The organism is Paraburkholderia sp. 2C, assembly GCF_054589215.1.
This window is the reverse complement of sequence record NZ_BAAILL010000032.1, coordinates 277,308-291,931: the sequence shown is the minus strand read 5'-3', so window position 1 is coordinate 291,931 and position 14,624 is coordinate 277,308. Positions and strand designations below refer to the sequence as shown.

At 63.6% G+C, this 14,624-nt stretch carries 12 protein-coding genes and 2 pseudogenes; 5 read left to right on the top strand and 9 right to left on the bottom strand.

The window, feature by feature from the left end; translation table 11 throughout:
- Positions 1–104: 104 nt before the first annotated feature.
- The 4 genes from ACYPXD_RS09515 to ACYPXD_RS09500 form a co-directional block, all read right to left on the bottom strand.
- Positions 105–1,370, bottom strand: coding sequence for a polysaccharide biosynthesis/export family protein (locus ACYPXD_RS09515; protein WP_459710160.1), 1,266 nt, complete (start codon positions 1,368–1,370; stop codon positions 105–107).
- A gap of 78 nt (positions 1,371–1,448) precedes the next feature.
- On the bottom strand, positions 1,449–2,420 hold the full coding sequence (locus tag ACYPXD_RS09510; RefSeq protein WP_459710158.1) for a helix-turn-helix domain-containing protein: 972 nt from the start codon (positions 2,418–2,420) through the stop codon (positions 1,449–1,451).
- Between the two features lie 143 nt (positions 2,421–2,563).
- Complete coding sequence (locus ACYPXD_RS09505; protein ID WP_459710156.1) at positions 2,564–2,971, bottom strand: GFA family protein; 408 nt, start codon at positions 2,969–2,971, stop codon at positions 2,564–2,566.
- A 189-nt stretch (positions 2,972–3,160) separates the two neighbouring features.
- Positions 3,161–3,637: a hypothetical protein gene (locus ACYPXD_RS09500; RefSeq protein ID WP_459710154.1), complete on the bottom strand. Its 477-nt coding sequence runs from the start codon at positions 3,635–3,637 to the stop codon at positions 3,161–3,163.
- A 182-nt stretch (positions 3,638–3,819) separates the two neighbouring features.
- On the opposite strand from ACYPXD_RS09500, the pseudogene ACYPXD_RS09495 reads away from it, so the two are divergent.
- From ACYPXD_RS09495 to ACYPXD_RS09475, 5 genes and pseudogenes are all read left to right on the top strand, one after another.
- A pseudogene (locus ACYPXD_RS09495) lies at positions 3,820–4,965 on the top strand (glycosyltransferase family 4 protein); the annotation flags it as partial.
- A gap of 432 nt (positions 4,966–5,397) precedes the next feature.
- A complete protein-coding gene (locus tag ACYPXD_RS09490) occupies positions 5,398–5,958 on the top strand; it encodes a (2Fe-2S)-binding protein (RefSeq protein ID WP_459711413.1) in 561 nt (186 codons plus the stop codon).
- A gap of 10 nt (positions 5,959–5,968) precedes the next feature.
- A complete protein-coding gene (locus tag ACYPXD_RS09485) occupies positions 5,969–6,973 on the top strand; it encodes an FAD binding domain-containing protein (protein ID WP_459710152.1) in 1,005 nt (334 codons plus the stop codon).
- A gap of 19 nt (positions 6,974–6,992) precedes the next feature.
- Positions 6,993–9,221: a xanthine dehydrogenase family protein molybdopterin-binding subunit gene (locus ACYPXD_RS09480; protein ID WP_459710149.1), complete on the top strand. Its 2,229-nt coding sequence runs from the start codon at positions 6,993–6,995 to the stop codon at positions 9,219–9,221.
- Positions 9,222–9,232: 11 nt separating this feature from the next.
- Positions 9,233–9,400 (top strand): annotated as a pseudogene (locus ACYPXD_RS09475) (SMP-30/gluconolactonase/LRE family protein); the annotation flags it as partial.
- A 3-nt stretch (positions 9,401–9,403) separates the two neighbouring features.
- On the opposite strand, the gene ACYPXD_RS09470 reads toward ACYPXD_RS09475, so the two are convergent.
- The 5 genes from ACYPXD_RS09470 to ACYPXD_RS09450 form a co-directional block, all read right to left on the bottom strand.
- On the bottom strand, positions 9,404–10,426 hold the full coding sequence (locus ACYPXD_RS09470; RefSeq protein ID WP_459710146.1) for an alpha/beta fold hydrolase: 1,023 nt from the start codon (positions 10,424–10,426) through the stop codon (positions 9,404–9,406).
- A gap of 144 nt (positions 10,427–10,570) precedes the next feature.
- Positions 10,571–11,329, bottom strand: a complete 759-nt coding sequence (locus tag ACYPXD_RS09465) for a molybdopterin-dependent oxidoreductase (RefSeq protein WP_459710144.1) — start codon at positions 11,327–11,329, stop codon at positions 10,571–10,573.
- On the bottom strand, positions 11,326–11,952 hold the full coding sequence (locus tag ACYPXD_RS09460; protein WP_459710142.1) for a cytochrome b/b6 domain-containing protein: 627 nt from the start codon (positions 11,950–11,952) through the stop codon (positions 11,326–11,328). The genes ACYPXD_RS09465 and ACYPXD_RS09460 overlap by 4 nt, the downstream gene beginning before the upstream one ends.
- A gap of 60 nt (positions 11,953–12,012) precedes the next feature.
- On the bottom strand, positions 12,013–12,705 hold the full coding sequence (locus tag ACYPXD_RS09455; protein ID WP_459710140.1) for a hypothetical protein: 693 nt from the start codon (positions 12,703–12,705) through the stop codon (positions 12,013–12,015).
- 262 nt (positions 12,706–12,967) lie between these two features.
- The gene (locus tag ACYPXD_RS09450) at positions 12,968–14,413 is read right to left on the bottom strand and encodes an NAD-dependent succinate-semialdehyde dehydrogenase (protein WP_459710138.1); all 1,446 of its coding nucleotides are present in this window, start codon (positions 14,411–14,413) and stop codon (positions 12,968–12,970) included.
- Positions 14,414–14,624: the final 211 nt, after the last annotated feature.

The window sequence follows — 14,624 nt, the reverse complement described above, 5'->3', positions numbered from 1 at the left end:
ACGCCTCGGGCAACGCGGGCGTGCCGCGGCCATCGGGCCGCGGCACGGAGAGCCGGCGCACAAGGCGAGGATCTCGTTCACCGCTCGGGTTCTCGCGGTGGAGATCAATTGCCATACGCGTTCCGGCTGAAGTACGCAGCCTCCGCGCTGGGTACGACGTTGTTGATGACGCGGCTCCACCGTACGACCGGCGCCGTATCGACGAATATGACGTCCTTCGCCTTCAGCTCGAAGTTCTCCGCAAGCGCGAGCGCGGCCGGGTTCGATGCGTCGAGATGAAAGACCTGGTGCGTGTCGGCCGTGATGTTGCGCACGATGTAAACCTGGCTGCCGTCGCCGGTCTGCTGGCTCACGCCGCCCGCGTCGCCGAGCGCCTCGTTGAGCGAGAGCTCGCCGTTGCGCAGGAACAGCGTGGTGGGACGCGTGACTTCGCCCATCACGAACACCTTGCTGTCCTCGCGCGCAAACACGCGGACCATGTCGTTGTTCTGCAGCATCACGGCCGATGGATTGATGCCCGCGGCCACCAGCGCGGGGATGTCGACGATGACCGCGCGGCCGTTGCGGATCACCGCGATGTTCGCGCGGTCGCCGACCGGGGTGAACCCGCCCGCGCGATTGAGCGCTTCGGTCAGCGACATCGGCACGTCGTTGAAGATCTGCAGTCCGGGCGTGCGCACTTCGCCATCCATATAGACGCGCTTGCTCCGGTACGACTGCACGCGCAGCGTGATCTGCGGGGCTTGCACGTATTTCGCGAGGCGCGTGGTCAGGGCGTCGCGCGCCTGCATCTCGGTCAGTCCGCCGACACGCACGGCTCCGGCATAGGCGAACTGGATCATGCCGTTCGAGTCGACGGTGTAGCCCGTCGATACCGATGCCGAACCCGTGAAGTCGATGCCGACGGTCTGCACCGTCGAGGTCGGCAGGTTCAGTTCGGGATGGTCCCAGACCATGATGTTGAGCACGTCGCCCGCGCCGATCGTGTACGGCGTGGGCGGTGCGAACAGCTCACGCACGTCCCGCGGGATGCGGGTCGGTTCGGCAAGCCGCTCGGCCTTGATCAGCGCGGGCGTGATTTCGGTCAGCGCGCCGGGCGGCGGCTGGTCGTTGTTGGCCGCGGCCGGGCCCGCGGCGGGCGGCGCGCCGGGCACGCCCGTCACGCTCGTGCCGTAGCGGTCCTGAGTCGAGCTGTTGTAATGCTGGCCCGGGTCGAAACCGCACGCGCCGAGCGCCAGCAGCAGCGTGAGCGCGCCGCAGCGTCCGAATGAGCGCACAACGCGTGAAGCGCGCGGCGGCCGGGTGGCCGCCGACGCGTCATGAGCCGGCGAGGATGCCGGCGGGGAAGCGGTATGTCCGATCTGATTCATCTATATCGCAGCTGAACGACTAAAGGCCGGCAGACGTGATCCGCCGGATGAGCTACCGGTAGAGGAGTCAACGACCGCTCAGGATGCGGCTTTGGCTTGGGCCTGGCGATTCTGCAAGCGATATTCGGTTGGCGAGACGAAGAGCCGCTTGCGGAAAATCTTTGCAAGCCGGTCGCCGTTGGCCATGCCGATGCGGCGTGCGATCTTGTCGACCGGCAGGTCGGTTTCGATCAGCAGGCGGCACACCATGTCGAGGCGTGCCCGCAGCAGATACTCGGACGGCGTGATGCCGATTTCATCCTTGAAGCGGCGCAGATAATTGCGCTCGCTCATCGCCGCGACCTGCGCGGCGTCGGCGACCGATATGGAACGCTCGCAGTTGTCCTTGAGCCAGCGCGCGGAAGCGCGGACCTTGTCGGCCACGCTGGTGACGCCCGCTTCGGCGAGCAGCATGGCCAGCTTGGCGCCGGCGCCGGGCAGGACCTGTTCGCCGACCTCGCGCGCGATGTCATGGCCGAGGTCGTACTTGACGAGCATCAGCGCGCTCGCCATGGCGGAAAAGCAATCTTCTTCGCTATCGGATTCGGCGTGGCCCTGGCCGGGCAGGCCGGCCCGGTCGACCACGCCCATCAGGCCCGCCGGAGCGGAGGTCGAGCGTGCGATCGGTGTGTTGCGCAACGATCCGCTGGCGTAGCCGAAGCGCATCCGGCCCAGCAACGCTTCTTCCAGCGATGCATCCTGCGCGCCCTTGCCGCCGCCGATGAACAGCGCGTCGAAGTTCTGGTACTGGCGTACGTCGAAGCGTTCGGTCCACAGATGCACCGATGACGAGCACGGCACATTGCCGCCGGCGAGCGACAGCATCTTGACCGTATATATCCAGTTCACTGCGCTTCCCGCGACGGCCAACTGGTTCGCCTTGTTGAATACCTCGGCGACGATGCCGGCGCGCAGCAGCGAAAAGCCCTCGAATAGGACGATACCGATCTGGCGAGCGGGACCCCGCGCCGCCGTCCACGGCTCGGGGCTATTGCCAGAGATCGTTGCCACTTCTTTGACTAGGCGCGGAACGATACGGTCTGACTCTTCAAGGTGTGCAACATACGGCATGTCGTTTCCTCAGAAACGTTTCCCCGGGATGTCGTCATTTTTTTGTAGGTCGTGCTGCTACTGCCTGGTGCTTCACGATTGCTTCATATAGGGCTGAGTTGCTCCTCCGTGCCGTCCGAAAGTTGACGTGCTTTTGATTGCTGCTTGCCCGCGCCGTCGGGCGCGGGCTTCAACCGTGCAGGATTGATGTTGTCGATGCAGCGCGCGTTGACCGCCACCATCTCCGTGCCATCCGGCATCTCGCTATAAAAGAATGTCTCGACGCCGCAGACCGCACAAACCTGGTGCTTGCTCGCCTGCCGGTTGAACCCCGACACCTGCGTACCGCCATTGGCGGTCACCTGAAAACGTTCCGGCGCCGCGAACCAGAAGATCAGGCCGCGCTTCCTGCAGTTCGAGCAGTTGCACGCGATCGGGTGGTCGAGGTCGAGATCGATGGTGAAGCGCACGGCGCCACAGTCGCAACCGCCCGCGTAGTGCTGCTGTGCCATATCTCTCTTCCTCATTCGCGTCAAACGCGCCCAGGTTCATGGGCGATGGGGCAAGCCCGCTGCACTTGTGCACCGCGCAAACTTCAAGGCACGAGCAGTATATCGAGAACAAATGATTGCACACGCAACGACACTGCGAAATTCTGAAATTAATTCCGAACGAATGCCGGTCGGGACGCCAGTTCACATTCAGTTCACATTTGAAAAATTATTCGGAATATTTGCATGCGAGATGCATCCGGAAGCCGGGAAATTTTTTGGGATTTTTTTGTTATAAAAATGTCGCAAAGCTTTGCTAGAGCCTGGTCTCGGGGTGGTTGCCCAAATGTTGAAATCCGCCGGTTGGTTGAGCATGCAACAACATCTTTTATTGGATAAATTCCAGATAAATTTCCTCTGCCGCGGCCTCAGGGCATGGCATACAATCCCGAACAAAAAAGAGCCTGGCTGGCCGAAGCCAACTCGGAAAGGTTGCAAATTTAACTTCCCTAAAGTAGTGCCGTGCTTTAGATTGGGCGGCGCCGCGTCGACCGGCCAGCCGGACGCGTCGACGGCGAGGCCGCCAGCAGCCTGCCGAGCCGGCTTTTTGCGTTGCCTTGCGATGATGAAGACGGCCATCGCCTGCGGTGGCGGCGTACCGATCACTTGAAGCGAAACACTCCGCATGGTTAAGGGCGTTCCAGATTCCGGTATCCGCGTGGCCGCGAAGAATCACATGAGAAAGGCACGCGCTTGCCAATTAGCAGTCGCCAGGCGAAACCCCATCCGGAGCAGAGCGCATGAGCAACGGGGACATTGAGACGCCCGACTGGCGCGTGTCGCCGGGGCGCAGTCCGGATGCGGCCACTCGCGCATCGAGTACGGTGCGCATCGCGATCGTTCACGACTGGCTTGTCACCTATGCGGGCGCCGAGCGTGTCCTCGAACAGATCGTCGCGTGCTTTCCGGACGCTGACCTGTTCGCGCTCGTCGACTTTCTTGAAGACCGTTCATTCCTTCGCGGCAAACCGGTACAGACGACCTTCCTCCAGAAGCTGCCGCGCGCGCGCACCAAGTACCGCTCGTATCTGCCGCTGATGCCGTTTGCCGTCGAGCAGTTCGATCTGTCCGGTTACGACGTCGTGATCTCGAACAGCATTGCAGTCGCGAAGGGCGTGCTGACGGGCCCCGATCAGGTGCATATCAGCTACGTGCATTCGCCGATCCGCTATGCGTGGGACCTGCAACACCAGTATCTGAACGAATCGAAGCGGCCGACCGGGCTCAAGTCCCTCTTCACGCGGCTGCTTCTGCACTATTTGCGTACGTGGGATATCCCGCCCGTCAACACGGTCGACTCGTTCATCGCCAACTCGACGTCCAGTGCACGCCGGATCTGGAAGGTCTATCAGCGCGACGCGGCCGTGATCTTTCCGCCGGTCGACGTCGAAGGTTTTCCGCTGCATGTGCAAAAAGACGATTTCTATCTGACCGCGTCGCGGCTCGTGCCGGACAGGAAGATCGACCTGATTGTCGAAGCGTTCGCGAAGATGCCCGAGCGGCGTCTTGTCGTGATCGGCGACGGTCCGGACATGCACAGGGTGCGCGCGATGGCGGCGCCGAACGTCGAGGTGATGGGTTACCAGCCGTTCGCGGTGTTGCGCGAACGGATGCGGTGCGCGAAGGCGTTCGTGTTTGCCGCCCAGGAGGACTTCGGCACCGCGGTGGTCGAGGCGCAGGCGTGCGGCACGCCGGTGATCGCATTCGGCAAGAGCGGTGTGCTCGAAACGGTGCGCGGCCTGCCCGACGCGCACGCGACCGGCATGGTGTTCCGCGAGCAGACGGCGGAGGCGATCGTCGCGGCGGTCGACGAATTTGCGGCGAACCCTGGGCGCTTTTCACCCAGCGATTGCCGCGCGAATGCCGAGCGCTTTTCGGCGGCGCTGTTTCGTACGCGCTTCTTCGCGCACGTGCGCGCGAGGGTCCCGGCGTTGCGGGACTCGACACTGCCGCCGACTGAAGCGTCCGCTCACGGACGCGTGCGCTGAAGCGAGTCATGCAGGCATCCTGATCGGGTGCCGGAAAAAATCCGATCAGTCGGACATTCAGTCAGGCATCCTGCTTGCACACCTTCGACAAAAGCACGTCGCACCGTCCAGCGCGCCGCCTGTTGCACGCCGGTCAGCCGGAAAACAATCGGCACGACTGCAAACCGCGACCTATACTTTTCGCTTGCCCCAATCCGTACAACGCACGGTAAGCCCGCTCGCAGCCTGACGTTTCCAGACCGCCATCACCTCATTCCGGGGGCGGTCGCCGGCGCTGCCGATGCCGATGCCGATGCCGGCGCAGCGCTGCCCAGTGCCGTTTATTACCACCTGGGGCCCGCTTGTTTCTGGGTTATTCCTAGGTTGTTCCTGCGTTCCGCTCTCTCAAAGGAGTCCGCGATGCACCATACCGCCACCCGTTCCGACACCTCGGCGAATTCCACCGTAGACGAGCGTCGCGACAGCCGATCTCCCGGCACGACCTCCATATCGCCGCCCACCATGTCCGTCGAATTGTCGGTGAACGGCAAAATGTACCAGCTGGCCCTCGATCCTCGCACCACCTTGCTGGACGCCTTGCGCGAGCACCTGCATCTGACCGGCACGAAGAAAGGCTGCGATCACGGCCAGTGCGGCGCCTGCACCGTGCACGTGAACGGGCGGCGCGTGAATGCATGCCTGTCGCTGGCGGGCACGCTCGAAGGCGACGAAATCACGACGATCGAAGGGATCGGCAGTCTCGCCGCGTTGCATCCGATGCAGCAGGCTTTCGTCGAATGCGACAGCTACCAGTGCGGCTACTGCACCTCGGGGCAAATCATGTCGGCCGTGGCGCTGCTCAGCGAACCGGTCGGGCCCGCCGATGCCGATGTCCGCGAAGCGATGAGCGGCAACCTGTGCCGCTGCGGCGCCTATCAGAACATCGTCACCGCGATCCAGCGCGTGCGCGAGAAAACCTGAGGACGCCGCCATGGAACTGTTCCAGCTCTCACGCGCGCGCGATGTGCGCGAGGCCATCGCGGCGGGTGCGGCCGTGTCGGGCGTAGCGGAAGGCGCGCAGGTGCGCTTTCTGGCCGGCGGCACCACGCTGCTCGATCTGATGAAACTGAATGTGGAACGCCCGGGTCGGGTGATCGATATCAGCCACCTGCCGCTCGATCAGATCGAAGCCACGCCGGACGGTGGCGTCAAAATCGGCGCCACGGTGCGCAACGCGGAACTCGCGGTGCATCCGCTCGTCAGCGACCGTTATGCGGTGCTGTCGCAGGCTCTGCTCGCGGGGGCATCCGCGCAATTGCGCAATATGGCCACGACCGGCGGCAACCTGCTGCAGCGCACCCGTTGCGTGTACTTTCGCGATACCACGATGCCGTGCAACAAGCGCACACCCGGAACGGGCTGTGCCGCGATCGGCGGCTTCAACCGGACGATGGCGATACTCGGCGTCAGCGACGCGTGCATCGCAAGCAATCCCTCAGACATGAACGTCGCGCTGACCGCGCTCGATGCGACGATTCATATCGAAGGCGTGAAAGGTCCGCGCGATGTTGCGATCGATGCGTTCTTCCTGTTGCCCGGCACGACGCCGCAACGCGAGACCGTGCTCGAAGCCGGCGATCTGATCACGCACGTCACACTGCCGCCGCCGCCCGAGGGAAGCCGTTCGCTCTATCTGAAGCTGCGCGATCGGGCCTCGTACGAGTTCGCGCTGGCGTCCGCGGCTGTGGTGGTGAAGGTGAACGATGGGCGCATCGGGCATGCGCGCGTCGCGTTGGGCGGCGTCGGCACCAGACCGTGGCATTCGACTGAGGCCGAGGCCGTGCTGCACGGCGCCGCTCCGGATGCCGCGACGTTTGCACGGGCCGCGGACGTCGCACTTACCGATGCGCGGCCGCAGAGCCAGAACGGCTTCAAGGTCGAGCTGGCGCGCAGGTGCCTCGTGCATGCGTTGACGCAGGCTACTCGCAACGATTGATCTTCGATAGGACTTCATCATGTCCACCGTGAGTGACACTCCGCTGTCCGTGATCGGGCAGCCGCAAGCGCGCGTCGACGGACCGTTGAAAGTCAGCGGCGCGGCGACGTATACGTCGGATGTCGATCTGCCGGGACTGCTGTATGCCGTGCCGGTATGCAGCACGATTGCGAGCGGGCGCATTACGTCGTTTGAATTCGCGATTGCGCAGAGCATGCCGGGCGTCCATGCCGTGCTTCATCGCGGCAATATCGGCCGCTTCTATAGGATCTCGGGCAATTCGATCGACACGGGCTTCGTCGACGAGCAGCGCCCGCCTTTTGAAGACGATGTGATCCGCTACTACGGCCAGTACGTTGCGGTGGTGATTGCCGATACGTTCGAAGCCGCGAGCGCCGCTGCCGTCGCGGTGAAGGTCGGGTATGAGGTGGACGGGCATGACGTGAGCGATAAGCTCGACAGCCATGACGAACTGCATGTCGAAAGCGAACGCGGCGACGCCGCGCGTGCCTACGACAGCGCGCCCGTCAAACTGGACGCCACCTACGTGACGCCGGTCGAAACGCATAACCCGATCGAACTGCATGCGACGGTCGCGCAGTGGGATGGCGACGGCTACACGTTTTATGAAACGAGCCAGGCGGTATCGAATCATCAGGGCACGCTGATGCAGATGCTCGGGTTGCCTAAAGAGAAAGTGCGCGTGATCTCGCGCTTTCTCGGTTCGGGCTTCGGCGGCAAGTTGTGGATGTGGCCACATTCGCTGCTCGCCGCGGCGGCGACACGGCATACGGGGCGGCCCGTCAAGCTGGTCGTGAGCCGCAAGATGATGTTCCAGAATGTCGGCCATCGTCCGGTGACGCAACAGCGCATGCGGCTGTCGGCCGATCGTGACGGCAAGCTCACTTCGATCCGTCACGAGTACGTGAACCACACGTCGATCGGCGACGACTATCAGGAAACCTGCGGCGAAATCACGCCGTTCCTGTACAGCGTGCCGAATCTGCGCGTGAGTTCGGGGCTCGTGAAACGGCATGTCGGCTCGCCGACGGCGATGCGCGGGCCGGGCGCGGTTCCCGGGCTCTACGCGCTCGAATCGGCGATGAACGAACTCGCGCGCGAACTGAACATCGATCCCGTCGAGTTGCGGTTGAAGAACGAGCCGCAGGTCGACGAAAGCACGGGCCTGCCGTTTTCGTCGCGTCATCTCACGGAGTGCCTGCGTACCGGTGCGGAGAAATTCGGCTGGGCGCGGCGCACGCCTCAGGTGGGATCGATGAAACGCGACGGGCTGACGCTCGGTTGGGGCGTCGGCGCGTGCGGGTGGCCGGGTTTGCGCTTTTCGGCGCAGGCGTCGGTGGATCTGCGCGCGGACGGGTCGGCGCGCGTGGTGTGCGGCACGCAGGATATCGGTACGGGTACCTACACGATTCTCGCGCAACTGGTTGCGTCGCAAACGGGTTTGCCGCTCGAGCGCATCGATGTCGAACTCGGCGATACGATGCTGCCGCTCGGACCGGTTTCGGGAGGTTCGGCGGCGACGGCGTCGGTGATTCCCGCCGTGCTGCAGGCGGTGCGCGCGGCCGTCGATATCGTGCTTGCGCGTGCGGGGGCGATTGCGGAGTCGCCGTTCAAGGGCGCGAAACGGGAAGAGCTTGCGTTCACCGCGGGCCGCGTGCATCGCAAGGATGCGGCGCCCGAAACGGGGGTGCCGTTTGGCGCGATACTGCAGGCGGCGAAGATGTATTCGGCGTCGGGTAATGGCAGTGCGCAGGGCGGCTTCGACGATCCGCTGAAGAAGGAGTATTCGATCTATTCATACGGGGCGCACTTCGCGGAGGTGACCTGGCAGCCGGAGATCGCGCGACTGCGCGTGAGCCGGGTGGTGACCGTGATCGACGCGGGCCGCATCCTGAACCCGCATGCGGGACGCAATCAGATCGAAGGAGCGGTGGTGATGGGCGTGGGCATGGCGCTGTTCGAACACACGATGTATGACCCGCGCAGCGGGGCGCCGATCAACAGCAATCTCGCCGATTACATCATCGCGTCGCACGCGGATAGCCCGGCGCTCGATGTGACCTTTCTCGATTACCCCGACACCGTGTTCAATGAACTCGGCGCGCGAGGGATTGCGGAGATCGGTCTGGCGGGGATTGCCGCGGCGATCACGGATGCTGTGTATCACGCGACGGGGGTGCGGGTGCGTAAGCTGCCGGTGATGATTGAGGACTTGTTGGGTGCGTAGTCTTGCCCCGTCTCGATGGCGTGCAGGTCTTTTCACCGCATGGCGAGTTGCTCGGACACATTGAATTGCCGGAGCGATGCATGAACGTCTGTTTTGGCGGCGAGCATCGCAACCAGCTATTTATGGCAACGGTCAACGGCCTCTATGCGCTGTATGTGAATGCGCAGGGTGTGATCTGAGGGTTACGCGCCAGGCGCTTCCACCTTCAACCACTGATCCATCGCCCGGCACACCGCCAGCGGCTGTTCCAGCATGATGTTGTGCCCGCCGTCAATCGTCGCTTCAGTCAGCCGCTCGCAATCCTCGCGCATCGGCTCGGCGAGGCGGCTTACCGTCGTATCGCACACGGCGTCGTGGGTCGCGTGAATAAATAGCGACGGCAGCGAGATGCGCCCAAAGTTAGGGGCTTGAGCCGCATAGGCAAGATTGGCCGCGTCGTTCATATACCATGCGTTGGCGCTGGCGAAGCCCGTCTCGGCAAACGCCGCCACCATCGTGTCGAAATCGTCCTGGCCAAGCAGCACGCCCTCGCGCGGAGTCGCAGGTGCACGGCCGGCTGCGCCGAACCAGCCGTTTTGCGCGCGAATGCCCGCTGTGAAGGCGGCCACACCGGGCTCGCGCTTAGGCCTCCTTTGATACAGCAGCGCGAGCGTCGCCTCCGTATCCGCTTCGAAGTCCTTTGCGGCGCGTGCGAAATGCTCGCGGTAGAAGAGCCAGTAATCCCACTGACCGACCGGATAGCGGTCTTGCGCATAGAGATCGCGGTCGATCAAAGGCAGTATTGAAGGCAGCGCGAAGCCACGCGCAACATAAGGGACGCAAAGATTGACCACGCCCCGGCATCGCCCGGCATGATGCGAAGCGATCGACCAGGCAACCGGGCTTCCCCAGTCGTGCCCGACCCAGACAGCCGGCGCGCCGCCCAGCGCATCGTGCAACTCGACCATATCGGCAACGAGTTCGGGTACAGCATAGGCGCTCGTGCGATCCGGCCTCGACGATCCGCCGTAGCCGCGCATGTCCGGCGCGACGCAACGCCAGCCGCGCGCGGCGAAATGCTCGATCTGCCGCCGCCACACCAGCCCGAGTGCCGGCCAGCCATGCAGAAAGATCATCAGAGGTCCTTGCTGCGGACCGGCCTCGATCCACGCTGTCCGATGCCGGGCGGTCTCGATGTAATGTCCCGTTGAGATCCGTTCGTTCACGATTCGACTCCTCACCATTTCATTCACCGGGCGGACAAACCCCCTTCCGGGCAGGGTGGTTCATCCGGCGCGGCTTGAAGAGGCCATTCGCGAAGGCAGTGTGCGCGTGACGAAGATTCTCCGACGATCAGGTAACCGACCCATTCAAACGCCCGCGAACCAGTCGTATCCCTGCTTCTCCCAATACCCTCCGGGAAACGAATTGGTTACCTCGATGGCTTCGATGTTTTTCGCACTCTTAAAACCGAGCTTGGTCGGAATTCGCAGCCGCACCGGAGCGCCCCATTGCGGCTCGAGCGGTTGCGAGTCGAAATCGAGCGCAAGCAGGGTTTGCGGATGCAGCGCGCTTGCCATATCGATACTGGTCGAATAGCCGTCGAAGCAGGTGAATGCGACATAGCGCGCATTCAGATCCGCGCCGATATGGCGAAGAAACACATGCAACGGCACGCCGCGCCACTGCCCGATCTGACTCCAGCCTTCGATGCAGATATGCCGCGTAATCTGGCTCTCCTGCGGCAGCGCCATCAGCGCTTCGAGCGTCCATGGCCGCTTCTGGGCAACCTGTCCTGCCACATTCAGCACCCAGCCGTCCGGCACCGCGCGCACCTGCCAGTCCGGGTAATACGCATTGAAGCGAAAAGGCCGTGTAATCGCGCTCGCCGGATACGTCTGCACGAGCCGATTGCGGCTGAACAGCGCGGCCTGAACCCGATCGTCGAAGCGAAGTATCGATTCGAGCGCCGCGTCGACGCCCGAATGCGTCGAGAGATCGCAGCCGCTCAGCAATGCGAGGCCGCCGAGCGAAAGCGTGCGCTTCAGGAAGCCGCGCCGGCTGGCGCGGGCCAAGTCCGCCTTGATGTCGTCGGCGCTTACGGCAACGAGTCTGCGTTTGTCTGTCACCGTTGTTCCTCCGTTTCGCGCGGCGCGGCAACGATCATCGATTTCAACGTCCGCGGATGAATCGCGACGAGCGTCACATGAACGACCGCGAACGCGACAATCCCGAACATGATCGCGAGATGGATATGACGCGCGAGCGGATAGCCGCCGAATGCGGACGCAAGCCAGCCAAACTGCACCGGCTTCCAGACCGCGAGCCCGGTCGCCACCTGCAGCACGACGGCGACGATCACGCCCACATAGAGCCCGCGTTGCACCGCGTTGTAGTGCCCGAGCCGATGCCCGAGCCGAAAGCGCAGGGCCGCAACCATATCGCGCGCAAACGCGCCGATCGAGGGCGGCCGCAGATCGTCACGGAAATGACCCGATACGAAGCCGTAAATCAGATAGGCGAGCCCGTCGGCGCACAGCAGCCACATTGCGCTGAGATGCCATGCGAGCGCGCCGCCGAGCCAGCCGCCCAGGCCTGTCCAGGCCGGAAAGACAAACGGCAGATCGGGCGACGCATTGTAGATTTCCCAGCCGCTGAAAATCATGCATCCCATCGCGTAGACGCCGATCCAGTGCATCACGCGGATCGGAACCGGATGAGCGGGCCGCGATGACCCGGGAGCCTTGCGCATCGGCGTCTCCTCAGAATGAAGTGGGGGTGATAACAGCCCGGTAGGTCACCGGGCTGCGGCTTACATCGGGGGCTTGACACCGTCGATACCGACGGCGACGAGGCCGGCCGTCGCCTGGCCGCCGTTGGTCACCGCCTGCACGAAGACCGATGCGCCTTTCATCAGGTCCGCCGTCGAACCGGGGCGAAACGTGACGATCGGTGCAGTCGGCGGCACGATGATGCTTTGCTCGCCGCCCTTGTAGGAAACGGTCAGTTTCTTCACGCCGTTCTGCGCGGACGCCGTGCTCACGTTGCCGTTCGTCATCGCGCTGTTCACGCTCGCGCCGGAAGGCGCGGAAACCGACGCGACATTGCCGTTCGTCATTGCACTCGCCGTGGTCGAGTGGCCGCCGGACAGCGTCGTATCGGGCAGTTTGTCCCACGCGTAATGGCCTTCGCCGATGCCTTTCATCGCGGCCGGAAAGACCACCACTTCGAGCGCGACCTGCGTCGGGCCGACGCTCTTGGTGGCCGTGCCGATGTAGCTGCCTTGCTCGATCTTGTCGAGACTCGAATTGATCACGCCAAGGTATTTCGTGTCGGCGTTGAGCGCGATCGGGAGATCGTCGCCTGCCGTGGTATGCACGACAATCTTGCCCGCATCGACCGACGAAATGGTGCCGCGAATCCGCGCAGGGGCGGCGGGCGGGGCGGCGATGGCCGTTACGCTGGTGAACAGGAGGGCCGCAAGCGCGATAGTCATTCGTTTCATTATCGTTTCCTTTCTGGGTAAGTGAGTGGACCGGCTGGCACCGGGATGCGTATGGCTGCATCGAGCCCGTAGGTCACAGCATCGCGCTGCACGGGCTTTGCCGGTATCGGTCAAATATCCGATGCAGACGATCCACTGACCAGAACGGCCGGTGCAGCGGGGAATTCCGCGCACAAAAAAAGACCGGGGCGTGAGCCCCGGTCCGTCTGCCGCATCCGGCGCAAATATGCACATTGCCCATTTGCGCGTGCGGAATCGCGCCTTATACCGACATCACCGTCACCGACTTGGTCACGAGGTACGGCTCGAGTGCTTCCGGGCCGCCTTCCGAGCCGTAGCCCGAATCCTTGACGCCGCCGAACGGCATTTCCGGACCCGGCGTGGCCGGCTGGTTGATCCACAGCATGCCGACTTCGAGCGAATTCGACAGCAGATGAACATTGCGGAACGAGCGCGTGAACGCGTAGCCCGCGAGACCGTACGGCAGGCGGTTGGCTTCCGCAATCGCGTCCTCGAGCGAATCGAAGCCGCGAATCGCGGCGATCGGACCGAACGGCTCCTCGTTGAACACATCGGCGTCGAGCGGCACATTGGTCAGCACGGTCGGCCGGAAGAAGTTGCCCGCGTCGAAGAAGCGCTCGCCGCCGGTCGCGACGGTCGCGCCTTTTTCGCGCGCATTGGCGACGATGTTTGTCATCGCGGTCAAACGGCGCGGATTCGCGAGTGGCCCGAGCGTCGTGCCTTCGGCGAGGCCGTCGCCGAGCTTCAGCCCTTCCGCGTGCTTGACGAGCGCGCGCGCGAAATCTTCGCGCACGCTGTTGTGCACAAGGAAGCGCGTCGGCGAAATGCAAACCTGGCCTGCATTACGGAATTTGGCGCCGCCCGATGCGCGCACGGCGAGTTCGATATCGGCGTCTTCCGCGACGATGACCGGCGCATGGCCGCCGAGCTCCATCGTTGCGCGCTTCATATGCTGGCCGGCGAGCGCCGCCAGTTGCTTGCCGACAGCGGTCGAGCCCGTGAACGTCACCTTACGGATGGCCGGATGGGCAATCAGGAAGCGCGAGATTTCCGCGGGATCGCCGTACACGAGGCCGACCACGCCGGCTGGTACACCCGCGTCGACAAACGCGCGCAGCAGCTGTGCAGGCGACGCGGGTGTTTCTTCGGGTGCCTTGACGATAAACGAGCAACCCGTGGTAAGCGCTGCGGACAGCTTGCGCACGACCTGATTGACCGGGAAGTTCCACGGCGTAAACGCCGCCACCGGCCCGATCGGCTCCTTGATGACGGATTGCTGCGCGGCGAGATTGCGCGGCGGCACGATGCGGCCATACACGCGGCGGCCTTCGTCGGCGAACCAGTCGATGATATCGGCGCCCGACATCACCTCGATGCGCGCTTCGGCAAACGGCTTGCCCTGTTCCAGCGTCATCAGCCGGGCAATCGAATCGGCGCGCTCGCGCAGCAGCGTGGCGGCCTTGCGCATCATCGCCGCGCGGTCGAATGCCGGAACCTTACGCCAGGCTTCGAAGCCGCGTTGCGCCGCGGCGACCGCGCGCTCCAGATCGGTCACGCCGGCATGCGCGACCTTGCCGATCACGTTGCCGGTTGCGGGATTGACGACGTCGATGGTTTTGCCGCTTGCGCTAGCGCACCATTCGCCGTCGATAAGCAAAAGGGTATCGGTGTAGGTGGCGGTGTCCATATTTCTCCGGGCTGAGTTGGAGTAAAGGTTGGCGCGACCGCTGCGCGAGCGGCCGGGCGTGGCGGGGAAGGCTATGTGTGCAGGTGAGCAGACTGTAAGCGAAACGTCTCCATCCCTTAATGTTACAGAGAGTTCGGGTCGCCTGCTTGAGGTGCGCTTTTCGGACCGGTTATCGAGTTCTGTTTTTCGCGGCCAATTCCCTCGGGCCTGC